Origin of the sequence: Pseudomonas sp. MF6767, assembly GCF_016405475.1 — a bacterium.
Lineage (GTDB): Bacteria > Pseudomonadota > Gammaproteobacteria > Pseudomonadales > Pseudomonadaceae > Aquipseudomonas > Aquipseudomonas paracarnis.
Genome location: NZ_JAEKCY010000017.1, coordinates 24,747 through 39,846 on the forward strand (window position 1 = coordinate 24,747; position 15,100 = coordinate 39,846).

The 15,100-nt window shown below is 55.5% G+C and carries 13 protein-coding genes; 11 read left to right on the top strand and 2 right to left on the bottom strand.

Features of this window, described 5'->3' with window-relative positions:
- Positions 1 to 81 precede the first annotated feature (81 nt).
- From JFT58_RS22920 to JFT58_RS22930, 3 genes are read left to right on the top strand one after another with little or no spacing between them, the layout of a single operon-like run.
- A complete protein-coding gene (locus JFT58_RS22920) occupies positions 82 to 2,502 on the top strand; it encodes a tellurite resistance TerB family protein (RefSeq protein ID WP_198834645.1) in 2,421 nt (806 codons plus the stop codon).
- Positions 2,499 to 3,794 carry an ATP-binding protein gene (locus JFT58_RS22925; RefSeq protein WP_017135672.1) on the top strand — a complete coding sequence of 432 codons (1,296 nt, stop codon included), beginning with the start codon at positions 2,499 to 2,501 and terminating at the stop codon, positions 3,792 to 3,794. Before JFT58_RS22920 ends, JFT58_RS22925 begins: the two co-directional genes overlap by 4 nt.
- Before the next feature lie 43 nt (positions 3,795 to 3,837).
- Complete coding sequence (locus JFT58_RS22930; protein ID WP_026013578.1) at positions 3,838 to 6,024, top strand: DEAD/DEAH box helicase; 2,187 nt, start codon at positions 3,838 to 3,840, stop codon at positions 6,022 to 6,024.
- A 227-nt stretch (positions 6,025 to 6,251) separates the two neighbouring features.
- Here JFT58_RS22930 and JFT58_RS22935 read toward each other — a convergent pair whose 3' ends face one another.
- Positions 6,252 to 7,241 (bottom strand): DNA-binding protein, encoded by a 990-nt coding sequence (locus JFT58_RS22935; RefSeq protein ID WP_198834646.1) that lies wholly within the window; start codon positions 7,239 to 7,241, stop codon positions 6,252 to 6,254.
- Positions 7,242 to 7,442: 201 nt separating this feature from the next.
- Here JFT58_RS22935 and JFT58_RS22940 point away from each other — a divergent pair, with 201 nt between their 5' ends.
- The 8 genes from JFT58_RS22940 to JFT58_RS22965 all read left to right on the top strand — a co-directional run bounded on the left by JFT58_RS22940 (position 7,443) and on the right by JFT58_RS22965 (position 14,128).
- Positions 7,443 to 8,387 carry a tyrosine-type recombinase/integrase gene (locus JFT58_RS22940; protein ID WP_198834647.1) on the top strand — a complete coding sequence of 315 codons (945 nt, stop codon included), beginning with the start codon at positions 7,443 to 7,445 and terminating at the stop codon, positions 8,385 to 8,387.
- 78 nt (positions 8,388 to 8,465) lie between these two features.
- Positions 8,466 to 8,858, top strand: coding sequence for a hypothetical protein (locus JFT58_RS22945; protein ID WP_198834648.1), 393 nt, complete (start codon positions 8,466 to 8,468; stop codon positions 8,856 to 8,858).
- Positions 8,859 to 9,264: 406 nt separating this feature from the next.
- A complete protein-coding gene (locus JFT58_RS30425; RefSeq protein ID WP_233095434.1) occupies positions 9,265 to 9,675 on the top strand; it encodes a hypothetical protein in 411 nt (136 codons plus the stop codon).
- A complete protein-coding gene (locus JFT58_RS30430) occupies positions 9,672 to 10,058 on the top strand; it encodes a GMC oxidoreductase (RefSeq protein ID WP_233095435.1) in 387 nt (128 codons plus the stop codon). The genes JFT58_RS30425 and JFT58_RS30430 overlap by 4 nt, the downstream gene beginning before the upstream one ends.
- Positions 10,059 to 10,126: 68 nt before the next feature.
- Positions 10,127 to 10,546, top strand: a complete 420-nt coding sequence (locus tag JFT58_RS30435) for a c-type cytochrome (protein WP_233095436.1) — start codon at positions 10,127 to 10,129, stop codon at positions 10,544 to 10,546.
- Positions 10,543 to 11,382, top strand: coding sequence for a c-type cytochrome (locus JFT58_RS30440; RefSeq protein WP_233095437.1), 840 nt, complete (start codon positions 10,543 to 10,545; stop codon positions 11,380 to 11,382). The genes JFT58_RS30435 and JFT58_RS30440 overlap by 4 nt, the downstream gene beginning before the upstream one ends.
- Before the next feature lie 183 nt (positions 11,383 to 11,565).
- Positions 11,566 to 13,278 (top strand): AAA family ATPase, encoded by a 1,713-nt coding sequence (locus JFT58_RS22960; RefSeq protein ID WP_198834649.1) that lies wholly within the window; start codon positions 11,566 to 11,568, stop codon positions 13,276 to 13,278.
- Positions 13,268 to 14,128, top strand: a complete 861-nt coding sequence (locus JFT58_RS22965) for a hypothetical protein (RefSeq protein ID WP_198834650.1) — start codon at positions 13,268 to 13,270, stop codon at positions 14,126 to 14,128. The genes JFT58_RS22960 and JFT58_RS22965 overlap by 11 nt, the downstream gene beginning before the upstream one ends.
- Positions 14,129 to 14,574: 446 nt before the next feature.
- Here the strand turns inward: JFT58_RS22965 and JFT58_RS30850 are convergent, their stop codons facing one another.
- The gene (locus JFT58_RS30850; RefSeq protein ID WP_198834651.1) at positions 14,575 to 14,889 is read right to left on the bottom strand and encodes a hypothetical protein; all 315 of its coding nucleotides are present in this window, start codon (positions 14,887 to 14,889) and stop codon (positions 14,575 to 14,577) included.
- Between the last annotated feature and the right edge of the window lie 211 nt (positions 14,890 to 15,100).

Genomic DNA, 15,100 nt, shown 5'->3' on the forward strand with positions numbered 1-15,100 from the left:
CCTTCGTCTGTTCCGCTTGGCCCGCCTCGTGAAATCCGTAAGAATGTCATCTGGCCATTACCAACTGTACGGAATACTCATATGCCACGGAAGCGCAAAGGGAGCGGCGGCGGGCCGATCGCTCTGTACGCCTTGTTATTCGTTGTTGCCCTTTTGGCGCAAGTTCCAAAGCAAGCGTGGATCGCCCTTGGAGTTATCTTGGGCGTAAGTGCGTTGGTATGGGCCGTCAGACGCGCCACCCAGGCAAAGCGTTACGCGCCTGAAGATGACATTGTTGCGGAGATCGCCGCTGAATCTCGACAGGCAACCTCCTCCAGTCTCACCGTCCAGTTCGGCACCAGTACCCGCGAGCGAGACTTCCATACTGTCCAAGTCGGTTCGTCCAGCGATAGTCAGAACTACGCCATCCCAAAGCCAAGTGCAAAGCCCATGGGCGTTCGCTGGCTTGCAGAAGGTGAGTCCATCACCGTGGCCGGATTGGCTATCCCGGGTGGAATGCTCTACATCACCGAGCGGGCAACCCAGTTCGGTCAGACTGAACCGTCCCTGATTGATGCAACGCTTCGAGTCGCACGCTCACCCATGAGCCTTACCGAGCGGCAGATGCCCTATTGGCCAAGTTACCGAAGCATCACGCCTGAGGCGCGGCGAGCGTATCTGCAATGGTTGGCAGGAGGTCGCCGCCAGCCTGCGGATGCGGGATACGTGTTCCTGTTTTTTTACGGGCTGGAACGCCGCGCGCTGATCGATGCACCGAGCGATCCTCAGGCTAAGGTAGAGATTGCTGCCATCAAGGCCGAGGTCGAACGCTTGCTTGGTCTCTACGGCGACAACCATTCTTTCCGCGGCTACGCTACCCGCTTTCTCGCCCATATCGACGCGGGTTCTTTTCAGCCTCAGAGCTATATGAGTGAACCGATTGCCAGTGCCGCAGATGGGTACGAGCTGCCCATGCCACTGAGAGTCGCGCTGGGTCAGATGGCCGTGGATAAATACCCTCTCAATCCGAGCTGGGCATTGGCCTGGGCGCTCGCAGAGCCCAACATTTCCAGACGCACACCTGTGACCCGTTGTCCTGAGCAATTCGCAGCGCTCTTCAAAAACCAATTCGCAAAACGTTATCCCAACGGCATTGTGCTTCCTCAGAACAAGACCAAGCTGAAGATTGCCTATCGCCCCGCTTCTTCCGGATTGAGCATCCCGGCAGCAGCCGTGGGCGACCTCCCCGATGTCGCCGCAACCTCAGGAACGCGTAACAAGCTGCAGGGTATAGTGGAAGAATGCACCACCGTTCTAGACGCTTACAGTCGATATCTGGGGCGCAACCCAGACGCTGGATATAGTCTGGAAGCCATCCTGCAGTTGCCAACAGAACTCTGGCCTGCTGAAGCAAAAGCCGAACTCGAACAGTTGGCACAACGCGTCGGCGGCGAAACTATCTGCATGAGTTTCGCTGAGCTGGCAGGCCGTTTCAAATCCGCCGGCGCGCTTTCCCGCGACAAAGTCGTGGCACTCGCACGGGCCTTGGAAAGCAAGCGGATCGGATTAGAGCCCGATGTGCTTTCTGGCAGCCGTACGCCCAAGGCAGAAGACACCATCGCACTGTTCGCAGCGGACTCTGATGAAGGTACTCTTCGTTCGACCGATGCTTACAGCGCTGCAGCAGTTACTTTAGACCTGGCCAGTGCAGTGGCTGCGGCAGACGGTGACACCTCGCTAGAAGAGGTGAGTCTGCTGTCCGGCCACATTGACTCATGGGATCACCTCTGCGTCGCGCATCGAAAACGCTTGAAGGCGCACCTCCAGATTCAACTGAAGCAACCGCCGACACTGGCAAGCCTCAAGAAGAAGCTTGAGCCGCTGACGATCGAGGCCAAGCGGAAAATTGCCAGCTTCCTGGCCCACCTGGCACAAGCGGATGGCGAGGTGACGCCACAGGAAGTTAAGCTCCTTGAGCGCGTATACAAGTCGCTCGCCCTCGATCCGCAGTTCGTCTACAGCGACCTCCACAGTGCAGCTGTTCGTCCCTCCCATGGAGTGGAGGCACTGACTGCGAATGCCGCGCTGGCCACTGCGACACAGACATCAGAAAGCACTGGCTCTGGCTTTGCACTGGACATGGACAAGGTCGCTCGCTTGCAACAAGAAACGGCAGAAGTGTCGGCGCTCCTGGCCAGCGTCTTCAATGAAGAATCGCTGACTGAGACGCCTAGCGCCTTGGAGCCCGAGGCGCCCCAACGGCAGGAAGAAAGTACCGCCGAACAGCTTGCTACCGTACATGGCCTGGACGTCGAGCATTCAGCGTTCCTTCGGCTTCTGGTGTCACGGGCTGAGTGGAGTCGTGCCGAGCTGGAAGACGCAGCCAGTGATATGGAACTGATGCTGGATGGCGCCTTGGAGCGGATCAACGAGACAGCGTTCGAGCTGTTCGACATGCCCGTGACCGAAGGTGATGATCCCATCGAAATCAACCCCGACATTCTGGATGAGCTAGCCCTATGAGTAAGATACGAGCCAAGGATCGCGACGCGGTCATTCAATCGCTGCGTGCGGGCGTAGTGCCCCGTGTTGGGCAGCATCTCATCCAGGTAGGTCGAGCGGGTGAACTCGATTCGCTGCTCAAAGATGTGGATCGTCTCGCGGATGGCGGCTCGGCTTTTCGCGTCGTCGTTGGCGAGTACGGCGCGGGCAAAACCTTCTTCCTGAACCTAGTACGCGGCATCGCCATGGAGCGCAAGCTTGTCACCATGCACGCCGATTTGAATCCAGACCGCCGGCTTCACGCTTCAGGTGGCCAAGCGCGCTCACTTTACTCGGAGCTGGCCAAAAACATGGCCACCCGCACCAAGCCAGAAGGCGGCGCTCTGCAGGGTATCGTTGAGAAGTTCATCTCCCAAGCTAAAACGGAAGCCAAGACCAAAGGTGTCGAGAGTGAGGCGGTCATTCGTGAGTACCTGGCAGAGCTCACCGAGATGGTCAATGGGTATGATTTTGCCGACGTCATTGCCGCCTACTGCCGCGGCTTCGAGGAAGGTAACGAGCAGCTCAAGGCTGACGCCATTCGTTGGCTACGCGGGGAATTCTCCACCAAGACTGACGCCCGCGCTGCTCTGGGCGTGCGGACGATCGTCGATGATGCTTCTGTCTACGACCAGCTGAAATTGCTGTCACGATTCGTACGCCTGGCTGGTTTCGGCGGCTTGATGGTATGCCTGGATGAACTGGTCAACCTGTACAAACTGGCAAACACCCAGGCCCGTAACGCCAATTACGAACAGATTCTGCGCATCCTCAACGATTCGTTGCAGGGTTCCGCTGAAGGCCTGGGTTTTGTATTGGGCGGCACACCAGAGTTTCTGATGGACACTCGTCGGGGGCTCTACAGCTACCCTGCCCTGCAATCCCGCCTCGCTGAAAACAGCTTTGCTAAGTCTGGCCTGGTCGACCTTTCTGGGCCTGTCATTCGACTCAGCAGCCTGACACCTGAAGACTTCTACGTGCTTTTGCAGAAGCTGCGCAATGTTTACGCCTACGGTGAGCCTGAGAAGTTTTTGCTGCCGGATGAAGCCATCCCCGCTTTCATGGCGCACTGTAATCAGCGCTTGGGCGAGGCATATTTCCGGACGCCGCGCACGACCATTACGGCTTTCATCAACTTGCTCGCGGTGATCGAGCAAAACCCTACCGCGGATTGGCGAACCTTATTGGGCGCCGTGGAGCTGACCAAGGATGAGGCCGGGCAGCAAGATCTAGAAGTTGAGGCCGACGATGAGCTCGCCAGCTTCAAGCTCTGACTCTTCTTCGTTCGAGCGTTTACACCCGGAGGTTCAGCAATGGATCTGGTCACAGGGGTGGACGTCCCTGCGTGATGCGCAGGAGTGGGCGGTACCGGCATTGGTGGGCGCCGATCGCGATGTGATCATTGCAGCGTCCACTGCCGCAGGTAAAACAGAGGCCGCATTCCTGCCGATCCTGACCAACCTGCTCAACAACAGTGATCCAGCCGGCGCGGTGCTGTATATCAGCCCGCTCAAGGCGCTGATCAACGACCAGTGGGACAGGCTTAGCCGGTTATGTGAGAGGCTCGAACTGCCCGTCGTTGCTTGGCATGGCGATGTGGCAGCAAGCAAGAAACAACGGTTTTTGAAATCGCCTGAGGGCATCTTGCTGATCACTCCGGAGTCCCTAGAAGCCCTGTTCGTAAACAGAGGCTCAGGCTTACCAGGGGCTTTTCAGAACCTTCGCTACATCGTCGTCGATGAGCTTCATGCCTTCATCGGAAGTGAGCGTGGAAAGCAGCTGCAATCGCTAATGCAACGGGTTGAAATCGTCGTGGGTAGAACGCTGCCCCGTGTAGGGCTTTCGGCGACGCTTGGGGAGATGTCGCTGGCCCGCAAGTTCCTGAGGCCGGCGTGCCCGGATGGCATCACGGTTATTGAGTCAAAGTCCTCTGGCCAAGAGCTCCAGGTACAGGTGCGTGGCTACATTGAGCAGCCCATGCAGCAGCTGGTGGTGGAACACCCGGGGAATGCGTCAACAGATGAAGGCGCAGAGAAGGAAGACACCTCAGGTACCAAAGTGGCTATCGCAGGTCACCTGTACAAGGTGCTGAGGGGGCATAACAACCTGATCTTCCCCAACAGGCGCCAAGAGGTTGAATGGTTTGCCGACCGTCTGCGCTCACTGTGCGAGAACGATGGTGTTCCGAACGAGTTCTGGCCGCATCACGGTAGCTTGTCCAAGGAGCTACGCCAGGATGCCGAGCGGGCGTTGAAAGCGGGAGATCCTCCAGCTTCTGCCGTATGCACTACCACCCTGGAACTGGGTATAGACATCGGTAGCATCAGGACGGTCGCACAGATCGGCTGTCCTCCCTCTGTGGCAAGTCTCAGGCAAAGGCTTGGCCGCTCGGGTCGCCGCGCCGGTGAGCCTGCGATGCTCAGGACGTACTGCCGGGAGCGCCCTTTAACAGATAAGTCGGATCTCTCCGATCAGTTACGTGAGGGCCTTGTCCAAACAGTCGCCATGATCCGATTGCTGATCAGTGGATGGTTTGAGCCGCCTCGATCGGGAGGCCTACACGCTTCGACACTGGTGCAACAGTGCCTATCCTCAATTGCTCAGCTCGGCGGTGCTTCTGCGGCGCAATTATGGGGAAATCTCATCGCAAGCGGCAGTTTTGCGAGCGTCACCAAGCCTGATTTCCTGGGTTTGCTCAAGGGTATGGGTGAGAAGGAATTGATCGTCCAGGACAGCTCAGGACTTCTGCTACCAGGCGAACTCGGGGAGCGGTTGATCAACCACTATGAGTTCTACACCGCCTTCACAAGCGATGAAGAGTTTCGTTTGCTCCGGGATGGGAAGCCACTTGGCTCGCTGCCCGTCAGCAAACCCCTGACCAAGGGACAACGCATCATCTTCGGCGGAAGGCGTTGGCAGGTTCAGGATGTCGACCTCGAAGCAAAGGTGATCGTGGTCACACCGGCGCGGGGCGGCGAGCCTCCTCAGTTTGATGGGCTTGGTGCCCAGGTGGATGATCGTGTCAGGCTTGAAATGCGAAACGTGTTGATGGAGACCACATCCTGCCCCTTCCTAGACAAACACGCTCAAGCGCTCCTAGACGAGGCTCGGAATAACTTCCGCGCTCTCGGGTTGGGTGACGCGGCGATAATTGGCTCTGCCAGCGTAAGCCATGTGGCAACCTGGCGAGGGGATTACACCAACGATGCGCTGGCCTTGTTGCTCAGGCATGTGGGTATTCAGTGTGAAAACACCGGGCTATTCCTGGAAGTTGCATTCGGGGCGGAGGACACATTGCGAGCGTTGCGCGTGGTCGGTCAAATGGACATCTCGAACGTAGAACCGATCTTGGAAAATGTCGAAAACATGATCCGAGAGAAATGGGATTGGGCCCTTCCCCGCCCGCTTCTTATGAAGTCGTTCGCCTCAAGCCATCTTGATCTCCAAGCCGCGGTCACCACAGCTCGACTCCTTACACTGGAGTCGCAGGTTGGCAACGAATAGTACTTCGCTCTTCTCCACGCCCATGATTTCGGCCGCTTATGTGTAGGTGGCTGCATGGGCTTTGAGCGAGCTGGCTTCGGCTATACAGATACTGGTAAGCCTGAAGTTAGAGGGTATGGCAGGCGCTGGTTCGCATGGGGACTACCTGGCTCGGATCGCGAGCTGCGAATTCTGGCAGGAGTACAAATATACTCAGCGATGTGCTAATGGGTTCAAGGTTCTCTGGACTACGCCTGCGAGCCATCCGCCTCACTCGATACGCGCAAAGCCATGAGCTCAGCCTCTGCGGTGGTGAGTTTGTGTGCCAGATCCACCTCCCTTAGCTTCGCGGCTGCGAATTGCGACTGAGACTCACCAGCCTCTTTAGCCTTTGCTTCCAACTGTTGAGCGAGCAGTTCCTTCGCACCTTCCGCACGCGCAGTAGTAGCATTGGCAATGTTCAGCTCACCCCGCAGGGTTTCGACAGCCTCACGATGTTGCGAGGCTTCCCTGGCATGCTGGCGATTTTCGGCAATGAAGCGCTCGTTATCCCGGATCAATCGGGTGATCTCCTCCTGCTTGACCATGAGCGTCTGCTGAAGGACGGTCAGCTCCTGCTGCAATTGATAGAGCTGGGACTCGTGGCGGTTCAGATCTTGGTCTCGCTGCTCCTTGATCGAAGCACGGTAGTGTTCCAGGGCCTCCCGGGCATGCATATGCTTTTGCTCCAGAGACTGGATCTGCACATCCTTCTCTTGAATCCGGACTTCGAGATCACTGTTGCTCTGGGTGAGCCTGGCGTTGCGCGTGATCTCAGTCTGCAGTGTGGACTGAGTGGTCTTAAGCTCTTCAGTTTGAGCAGCCAAGACATCTCCTTGCGCCCTGAAATGGAGCTTGACTTCATCTAGCTCGCTCTCAAGTGCCTCGGCTCGTGAGACCAATAGCTTACGTTCGTGCTCGAACTCTGCACGTGCCTCAAGAAAGGCCTGGCTGCCCTCTTCCTGGACTTGATCCAACAAGCTTTCGACGACCCCGCGCAGCGCGCCGCTCATGCGTTCACGAGGGTTCGCTTCTGATCCTGGTGATTCCAGCTGCTTTAGATACCGAGCGATCGTGGTCTTTGAGCCCGTATTTCCAATCTCCACTCGGACTGCATCAATGCTGGGATAAACACCACGCATCAGCAGGCTGTTCCGCGCCTTTTGCACTACCGCTAGGTTAACGCCGCCTCGCGCCATACACCCTCCAGACGATTTCGTGTCATGCCACATGTCATGCCATTACATGATAGGAAATGCTAAACCTTGCTGGAAATTTGCCGACAACTGGCAAGATATAATCGAGGGTTATAGCTTGCTAGGCCTAGCTGCGGGGGTAAGATGGCCTGAAAGGCGGTACAAATGGCCAGGGCGAGCCATCGAAGGTTGGGATGGGTAAATATGGTGGTTGAAGTGGCCAGCAAGGCAGACAGATACTTGGAGGCGAGCGTTCGTCAGAACACGTCGAAGAGCTACGCTGCCGCCCTCTCCCATTTCGAAGTCACCTGGGGCGGGTTCCTGCCCACCACAACTGAGTCCGTAGTGCGATACATCGCTGAATACGCCGACCAGCTGGCGCTGAGCACGCTGAAGCAACGCTTGGCTGCGCTCGCAAACTGGCATCAAAGCAACGGCTTCCCCGACCCCACTAAAGCGCCTAAGGTCAGGCAGTTGCTGAAAGGCATCCGGGCGGTGTACCCCGTGCAGCAGAAGCAAGCAGCTCCTCTGGCGTTACTGCACCTCGAAAAAGCAGTGGCGCACCTGGAGGATGAGGTTGCTCAGGCAAGAGCAGCCGGCAACATGGCCGCCCTTCTCAAAGCGACCCGCGACATCGCCTTGCTCACCATCGGTTTTTGGAGGGGGTTCCGCGGAGACGAGTTGGCTAGGCTCACGATCGAGAACACGCATGCAGAGCGATACGTCGGGATCAGATTCTACCTGGGGTCTTCCAAAGGAGACCGGCACAACACCGGCCGTGAGTACAAGACGCCATCGCTGAACAAGCTCTGCCCAGTGGAGGCGTACCTGAACTGGATCGAAGCTGCAGGTCTAACTCGCGGCGGAGTGTTCCGGGGAATTGATCGCTGGGGAAACATCAGCCATCGGCCTCTCGCGGCGCACAGCCTGATACCCCTCCTCCGCGACACGCTAGATCGGTGTGGTTTGCCGTCGGAGATCTACAGTGCTCATTCGATCCGCCGAGGATTTGCCTCCTGGGCGGCAAGCTCAGGTTGGGACATCAAGACGCTAATGGAGTACGTGGGTTGGAGCGACATGAAGTCAGCACTCCGTTATGTAGAACCAGCTCAGCAATTTGGTGGGCTCATCAGAAAGCTTGAAGGCTGATCGCAGGGGCTCAGCCACATGATCGCCCTCACGTATTGCAAAATTGCCCCGATCCAATGACTGCCATGAAGGGTACGCATGCAAAAACTCGCGCCTGAAAAACGTAAAATGCTTCGTGAGTTCCTGAAAGCTTACGATCAGAGGATGTGGTTTCTCGTTTCCTATGCCCGAGATGCTGACGTACTGAAATATGATCCCGAGTATGCGACCACAAATGAAAGCATTCGCCAGCTTGGTGCGAAGGCCCTGGGTGAGCTTCGAGCTCAGATATTGGCCCACGGGCTTGAGATCCCAGCCTTTGCAAAAGCGATTGAGGTAGGCGAGAGGAATCTCAAAAAGATAATCGCCCACCAACCCAGGAGTGGCGTACGCTGGCATCTCAATAACGCGCGCCACGAGGTGTTGAATGAAATGAGGAAGGATTGGGCAAACGTACGCATCACCATCCAATACATCCATCCGGATGCATGAGCACGCACTCCCAGGCTGGCACGCTAGATACTCACCTATGATCCAGCTGCACCTGTCGCATGCGGATGAGCTGCGGACAGGGTTCCCCCCTTCTCTCGCATCGGAATTGATGCGCAGCGCGATCGCTTACAGACCAGCGAGCCTGGTCATCCACGCTCGCACGCGTGATAGACAAATTTCATTTGGAGCCGCCTGGCCGCACTAATGCGCCGCCCCAACTTTACGCTGCTCAGCGAGACCGAAGTGCTTCACGCAGTGAAGCACGACGACGGCAAGACCGTGAAGGGCGTCAAGTTCATCACCAAGGAAGGTGTCGAAGGCTTCCAGCCGGCAGACGTGGTGTGCATCACCACCTACCAGATGGACAACGTGCGTCTGATGCTGCTGTCACGTGTGGGTGAACAGTATGCCCCCCCGCACGGGCCGAGGCACGATTGGTCGCAACTACAACTACCAGACCTGCTCGACGGTCACCGGCTTCTTCGACGACAGCTACATGAACCCCTTCATTGGCGGCGGCGCCCTGGCGGTTCAGATCGATGATTTCAACGGTGACAACTTTGACCACTCCAACCTGGACTTCATCGGCGGCGCAGGGATAATGGGGTACTCCACCAATGGCCGCCCAATCCAGAATGCCAACACCGTGCGCCCCGGCACCAAGCGGTGGGGAACCGAGTGGAAGAAGGCCTATTCCCGCGACTACCAGCAGTACGGGGGCATTTTCTGCCAAGTTACCTCGATGCCTGTGCGTGAGGCCTACCTGGATCTTGCCCGACCTACAAGGATCGACACGGACAGCCGCTGCTGCGCTTGACCTTCGACTGGAACCGTAACGACACCAAGATGCTCGACTTCGTGACCGACCGCGCCGTACGGATCATGAAAGAGGCCGGGAGTAAGGACATCATCATCGAAAACCAAGGTGAAAAGAGCTGGAACCCTTATTCGCAGCACAGCTCGCGCACGATCGGTGGCGCGGTAATGGGCGCCGATCCAACCACGTCAGCCGTTAACCCGTACCTGCAGAGCTGGGATGCGCACAACCTGTTCGTCGTCGGCGCCTCGGCGTTCCCAAACAACGGCGGCTACAACCCGACCATAACCGTGGGGGGCGCTAGCCATCAGAGCCGCACGCGCCATCCACGAGACCTATTTCAAGAACCCGGGTACGCTGGTCAAGGGCAGACCAAACAATGACAAATTGGAAATCAATCGCCAAAGGCGCCGCACTTGCGGGAGCCATCTGTGGAGCAGGCGCCGGCTGGATGGCATGGAAAACCTTCGACATGTCACGCTCTGATGTCGCAGATGACAAGGTTGCGCTCTCTGATTTTCGGAGCACAGACCAGGTCGCCATCACTCGGGGCGAGTACGTCATGCGCCTGGCGGATTGTGCTGCCTGCCACAAGCTCAATTTCGCGGGCGGGTACAAGATCGACACGCCCTTCGGTTCGCTCGTAACGTCCAACATCACGCCGGATGTCAAAACCGGCATTGGTGCCATGATCGAAAGAGATTTCTTCAACGCGGTCAGACAAGGCATTGGCTCGCACGGCCTGCTCTATCCGGCAATGCCCTACCCCGCCTATACCACGCTCAGCGACAAGGACATGCACGACTTGTGGGCCTACATGTCAACCATCGCATCGGTGAGCAAGGAGATCAACGAAAAAACGCCGGGATGAACTTCCTGTACAACATCCGCCTGGCCATAGCGGGTTGGGACATGCTGTTCTTCGACAACACCCAGTACATTACTGAGGTAACACAGAGTGAAGATTGGAACAGGGGTAAGTACCTGACTGACGGCCCCGCCCACTGCGGTACCTGCCATACACCCCGCAATCTGCTGGGCGGCGAGCGTACTGATGACTACATGCAAGGCGCTCTGCTGGGTACCTGGTATGCACCAGACATCACCCCTAATCCGCACACAGGGATTGGAAACTGGTCGGTCGACAGGCTGACGACTTACCTTCAGACCGGTTCGGACGGCTTTGCAGTGGCTGCTGGCCCAATGGCTGAGGCGGTTGAGCATTCCTTCCAGTACTACTCGACGCCTGATCTGCAGGCTATCGGCACCTACCTGAAGTCACTTGCAGCCTCCGACCACAAGCCGGGTAAGCCGATGATCATGAGCGAGGCCGCCAGCGCAAATGCTGCTTTGGGGTATGAGGTGAATTGCTATGCCTGCCATGGTCTGGAAGGTGAAGGGATCGAGGGGATGGTAACCGCCTTCGCAGGCAACCACCGTATGCTTTCGGATGACCCGACCAACCTGATCCATGCAATGCTCATGGGAACGCGAGCGCCGCACACCGAGGCCAGGCAGGCGGCGGCGGGCATGCCTTCCTTCGCCTGGAAAATGAGTGACCAAGAGGTCGCTGACATCCTGAATTATGTACGCAACTCATGGGGCAATGGCGCGCCAGCCGTTACCGCCAACCAAGTCGCTGAGATGCGCGCAGCCCCCGGGGCGCACGAGAAGCTCAGCGCTCCCAAAACCCAGGCGCTGCAATGATCTTGATGAGAAGTCATCAGTAGCCGCTGTACTCCTCAAGGCACCGCTACACCCGGCGGTGCCTTTCTGAGCGAACCCGCGGCGATGCCACCCGGTACTCTACCTGGTGGTTTAGAATAGAATGGATCCTCTAGGCGGGAGACATTTCATGCCGCTACATTGTTATCTCAAGGAAGGTGTTTTTTGAAAGTATTTTTCCACGCCGGCGATAATTGGAACCGAACTCCACCTTTAACAAAAACCGAAAAAACAGTACTGGCACTCAGTTATAATAACTGGGATGACTATTCTGTACGGACTACGTTGAACGCTGCATTCTATTATGAGGGCGAACGAATTTTCGAGTTCAACCTCAAGCTACTCATCGAGAACGACACCAACTCGCCAGTGAAGCTCAATGCGCTGCGTAACTCGGGCTGGGATGGCTATTTCCCCATTCCAGATACAAACTACGCGTCCGTCCCAAGTGACATTGAATTCTATGATGCGCTCATCACAAAACTGGGCGTTCAAGATGCTCAGAAGGTTTTGATTCTTATTCGAGACGCAGGTTATCTCGTAAACGTCACTCAGGACGAGGCTGCAAGAAAACTGACCGAACAGGAAAATTTTTCTACCTCACCGTTGCGAGAAGCCGGCGCTCGCAAATCTTTCCAAGATGGGTGGAAGGCATTTTCTGGAAATTCTCAATCAATTAAAGATTTCACGTTAAACCTCCCAGGTCGGGGTGTTGATGCGGTCACACCAGTCAGATTCAGATTTAATTCCGACACCCTTCCCTACGACATTAACGTCCTGATCGGGCCGAATGGCGTCGGGAAGTCCCACACGCTAAAAAATCTCGTTGCTTACTGGTTGGGCATGGATGCCGGTTCTCAAACACAGCTTCACAAATCCAAACACCAGCCATTTGATGCCCACCCGAACATTTCGCGACTGATCTTGATGTCTTATAGTCCTTTCGAGGACTTTGTTTTAGACCTGTCCGATTCCAAGCTCAAAGATAAAACTGCGTATAGGTACTTTGGCTTCAGGAGAGGCAGGCTTTCCGCCCAGGGAACGCGCCAAAGCTCCATCAGCCGTAACCAGCCCGCCAGCGATTCAGTCGAGTCAATGTTCAAGGCTCTAGCGGATGACGACGCCTTTAGTTTCCTTAACACCTGGACATCCAAATTCTCAACGATTCTAGATGTACTGCAACCCGCGCTTGGCTTCGAGAAGCTAGCGGTAGAGATCAATCCTAAGGCGGAGCTACCTCTTTTTCTCAAGTCTCTGGTCATTGAAGGTAATGATGGAAAGCAGTATATTCAGCTGACGCCGCTTACACACTCGAAGCTCCTCAAACTCAAAGAGAATCTTTTTTCTGTCGTCAACAGCAAGGCAGGGGTCGTATTCCTTAATGACACGGATAAGCTAGACCTCAGCTCCGGCCAGCGACTCTTCGTGTACATGGTCATAAATATTGTTGGACAAATCAAAGCAGAGAGTTTGATCATCGTAGACGAACCAGAACTCTTCTTGCATCCGACGTTTGAGGTGGAGTTCGTGGCCTTGCTCAAGAAAGTGCTTGCCGCATTCAATTCAAAAGCGATCCTAGCGACCCATTCACTTGCCATCGCTCGTGAGATCCCGGCAAACTGCATGCACGTTTATCGCAACGGGCAGTATGGGCTTGAAATCGATCATCCACCATTCGAAACTTTCGGTGGAAATATGCAAAGAATCTCGTCCTACGTGTTCGGGGACAGCAAAGTGACCAAGCCGTTCGCACAGTGGATTGAGGGGGCCATTCAAAAAGCCGGCAACCCCAAAAACCTGCTGGACAAGCTCAAAGATGAACTTAATGAAGAAATGACCATTAAAATTCTGAATGCGAGCGTACCAGATGGTCACTAAGATCCCCAAGCCCGACGAAGACAGCATTGCCGTGTTAACTTTAGTGCTAGGCGAAAGAGTCAAGTTCAAGAAATTTTACGGTCGAATCACGCCAGACCTTACCGCCCGATACCAGCAGTATGACGATCAAAAGGGTTGTCCATCCGGCATGCCGCCGTTGGTATTGAGGAACTATGTCGATACAGACGGAGAGGCTGTCAAACGCAGGACATCATTGTTGGGACTATACAATCCCGACGAAGACAAATATCCTTTTAAAGAATTGGAGAAGCTCAGGAAGAAGAATAAACTTTTGGCATGCCCAGTATGTGGTGAACTTGGGAGGCCAAGGACACTTGACCATTGCCTACCTAAAACAACCTATCCAGAATTCGCGGCAAACCTGTTTAACCTCGTACCTGCCTGCGATTGGTGCCAAGGGGAGAAGCTGGTAGACTATAAAAACGCCGCTGGCACTAGAAGTTTCTTGCATCCGTACTATGATGACGTCAATCAACCGCTGTACTCGATAAAACTACAAGCGCCCTACCTGACTCCCGTGATTTCTTTCGAAATATCGAACGACCTGACCTTGGATCTGAAAAACCTAGTGGCATCGCATTTGGAAGGAATCGGTTTTTGGGAGCGTTTCAAGGAATATTTCGAAAGCAGCTATCTGAACATTATTCGGATGGCGAGCGAAACCCGAGCTGGTGGTAAAGTCACGGTCACCACAGCCATCGAAAATGGTTATTCATTAGAAATAGGGAAAGGGATTAACAGTTGGGACGCTGTCGTGTATCGCTCCTTGCTGGCGGATCCCGCTGTGATGGATTTCCTTCAAAACGGAAAGCTTTCTGAATACCCCTAAGCCCTACAGCGGTACCCTGGACGATCGAATGGCGTGCGCCAGACCAATAATGGCGCACGCTCGCACCACGTCCCTCGCGACCAGTGCAATGCCGACGTTGCTTGGCAGGTCGTGAAGGCGTTTTTGACACGCCAGAATTCCTTGAATGTGTGCGAGAGGTACCGACCAAACCAAGCAAGCCATACCGCTGGTGCAGGCCCACACCAATAACCCAAGCACATTCCTGGAGATTTTCGGCAGGGGCTTCGCTGAACTGGTGGGTTCTACATCGTGCTAGCGTTCGCCCTGAACTATGCCGGTCAGCATGGCTTACCTGCTAACCAGGGGAATGCCTGCAGCACCCTACCGCTTGCATGCCGGCTAATTGTGGACTGAAAGCACCAGCCCAAGCGTGTTCAAAGCATAGTATTCTTCTGGAAGTTGAGCCCTGGCTCCAACTCCTTGAGCTAAAGTTGAAGCTCAACAGCTCCGCACTCAAAGCACGGTTTCAAGGCCTCCTCGGCAGCTGTGAATAGAAGACGGGCTATTTCTTGACGAACCTCGAACGTTCGCCCAGGAAGGATTTTGACGCTGATAAACACAAACGATGCTTCAGTCTTGTTGTGAGCGACAAGTGAGCTTGCCGCTGGGAAAAGAAGCGTCCTAACTCCACCATCTGGAAAGTGACCACAGTCCCGCGCAGCTTGGTGTAGCGCCTGTTTAAGTTGCGCTGCATCCTCGTCTTTCACCGCAGTGGTGGACTCAATTCTTATGTGAGGCACGTGAGGCCTCCCTAGTCTTTGACGGCAATACGATACAAGATTTTACTGCCTACGCTGGGCACTGACGCGATGCGCTACCGCCCACATGGTCTTGGAGTTTCACCGATCCGTCACAGTGGTAACCACATGTTTCAGCGCCTTGAATACCGGCAAAACGCCACCAAGTCTATCTAGTCGGTTGCGATAAGGACTTCCCAGGATCGCTCGACCC

Coding starts and splice junctions, on each gene's coding strand:
- JFT58_RS22920 (WP_198834645.1), top strand. CDS start 82: ATGCCACGGAAGCGCAAAGGGAGCGGCGGCGGGCCGATCGCTCTGTAC.
- JFT58_RS22925 (WP_017135672.1), top strand. CDS start 2,499: ATGAGTAAGATACGAGCCAAGGATCGCGACGCGGTCATTCAATCGCTG.
- JFT58_RS22935 (WP_198834646.1), bottom strand. CDS start 7,241: ATGGCGCGAGGCGGCGTTAACCTAGCGGTAGTGCAAAAGGCGCGGAAC.
- JFT58_RS22940 (WP_198834647.1), top strand. CDS start 7,443: ATGGTGGTTGAAGTGGCCAGCAAGGCAGACAGATACTTGGAGGCGAGC.
- JFT58_RS22945 (WP_198834648.1), top strand. CDS start 8,466: ATGCAAAAACTCGCGCCTGAAAAACGTAAAATGCTTCGTGAGTTCCTG.
- JFT58_RS30425 (WP_233095434.1), top strand. CDS start 9,265: ATGCCCCCCCGCACGGGCCGAGGCACGATTGGTCGCAACTACAACTAC.
- JFT58_RS30435 (WP_233095436.1), top strand. CDS start 10,127: ATGGCATGGAAAACCTTCGACATGTCACGCTCTGATGTCGCAGATGAC.
- JFT58_RS30440 (WP_233095437.1), top strand. CDS start 10,543: ATGAACTTCCTGTACAACATCCGCCTGGCCATAGCGGGTTGGGACATG.
- JFT58_RS22965 (WP_198834650.1), top strand. CDS start 13,268: ATGGTCACTAAGATCCCCAAGCCCGACGAAGACAGCATTGCCGTGTTA.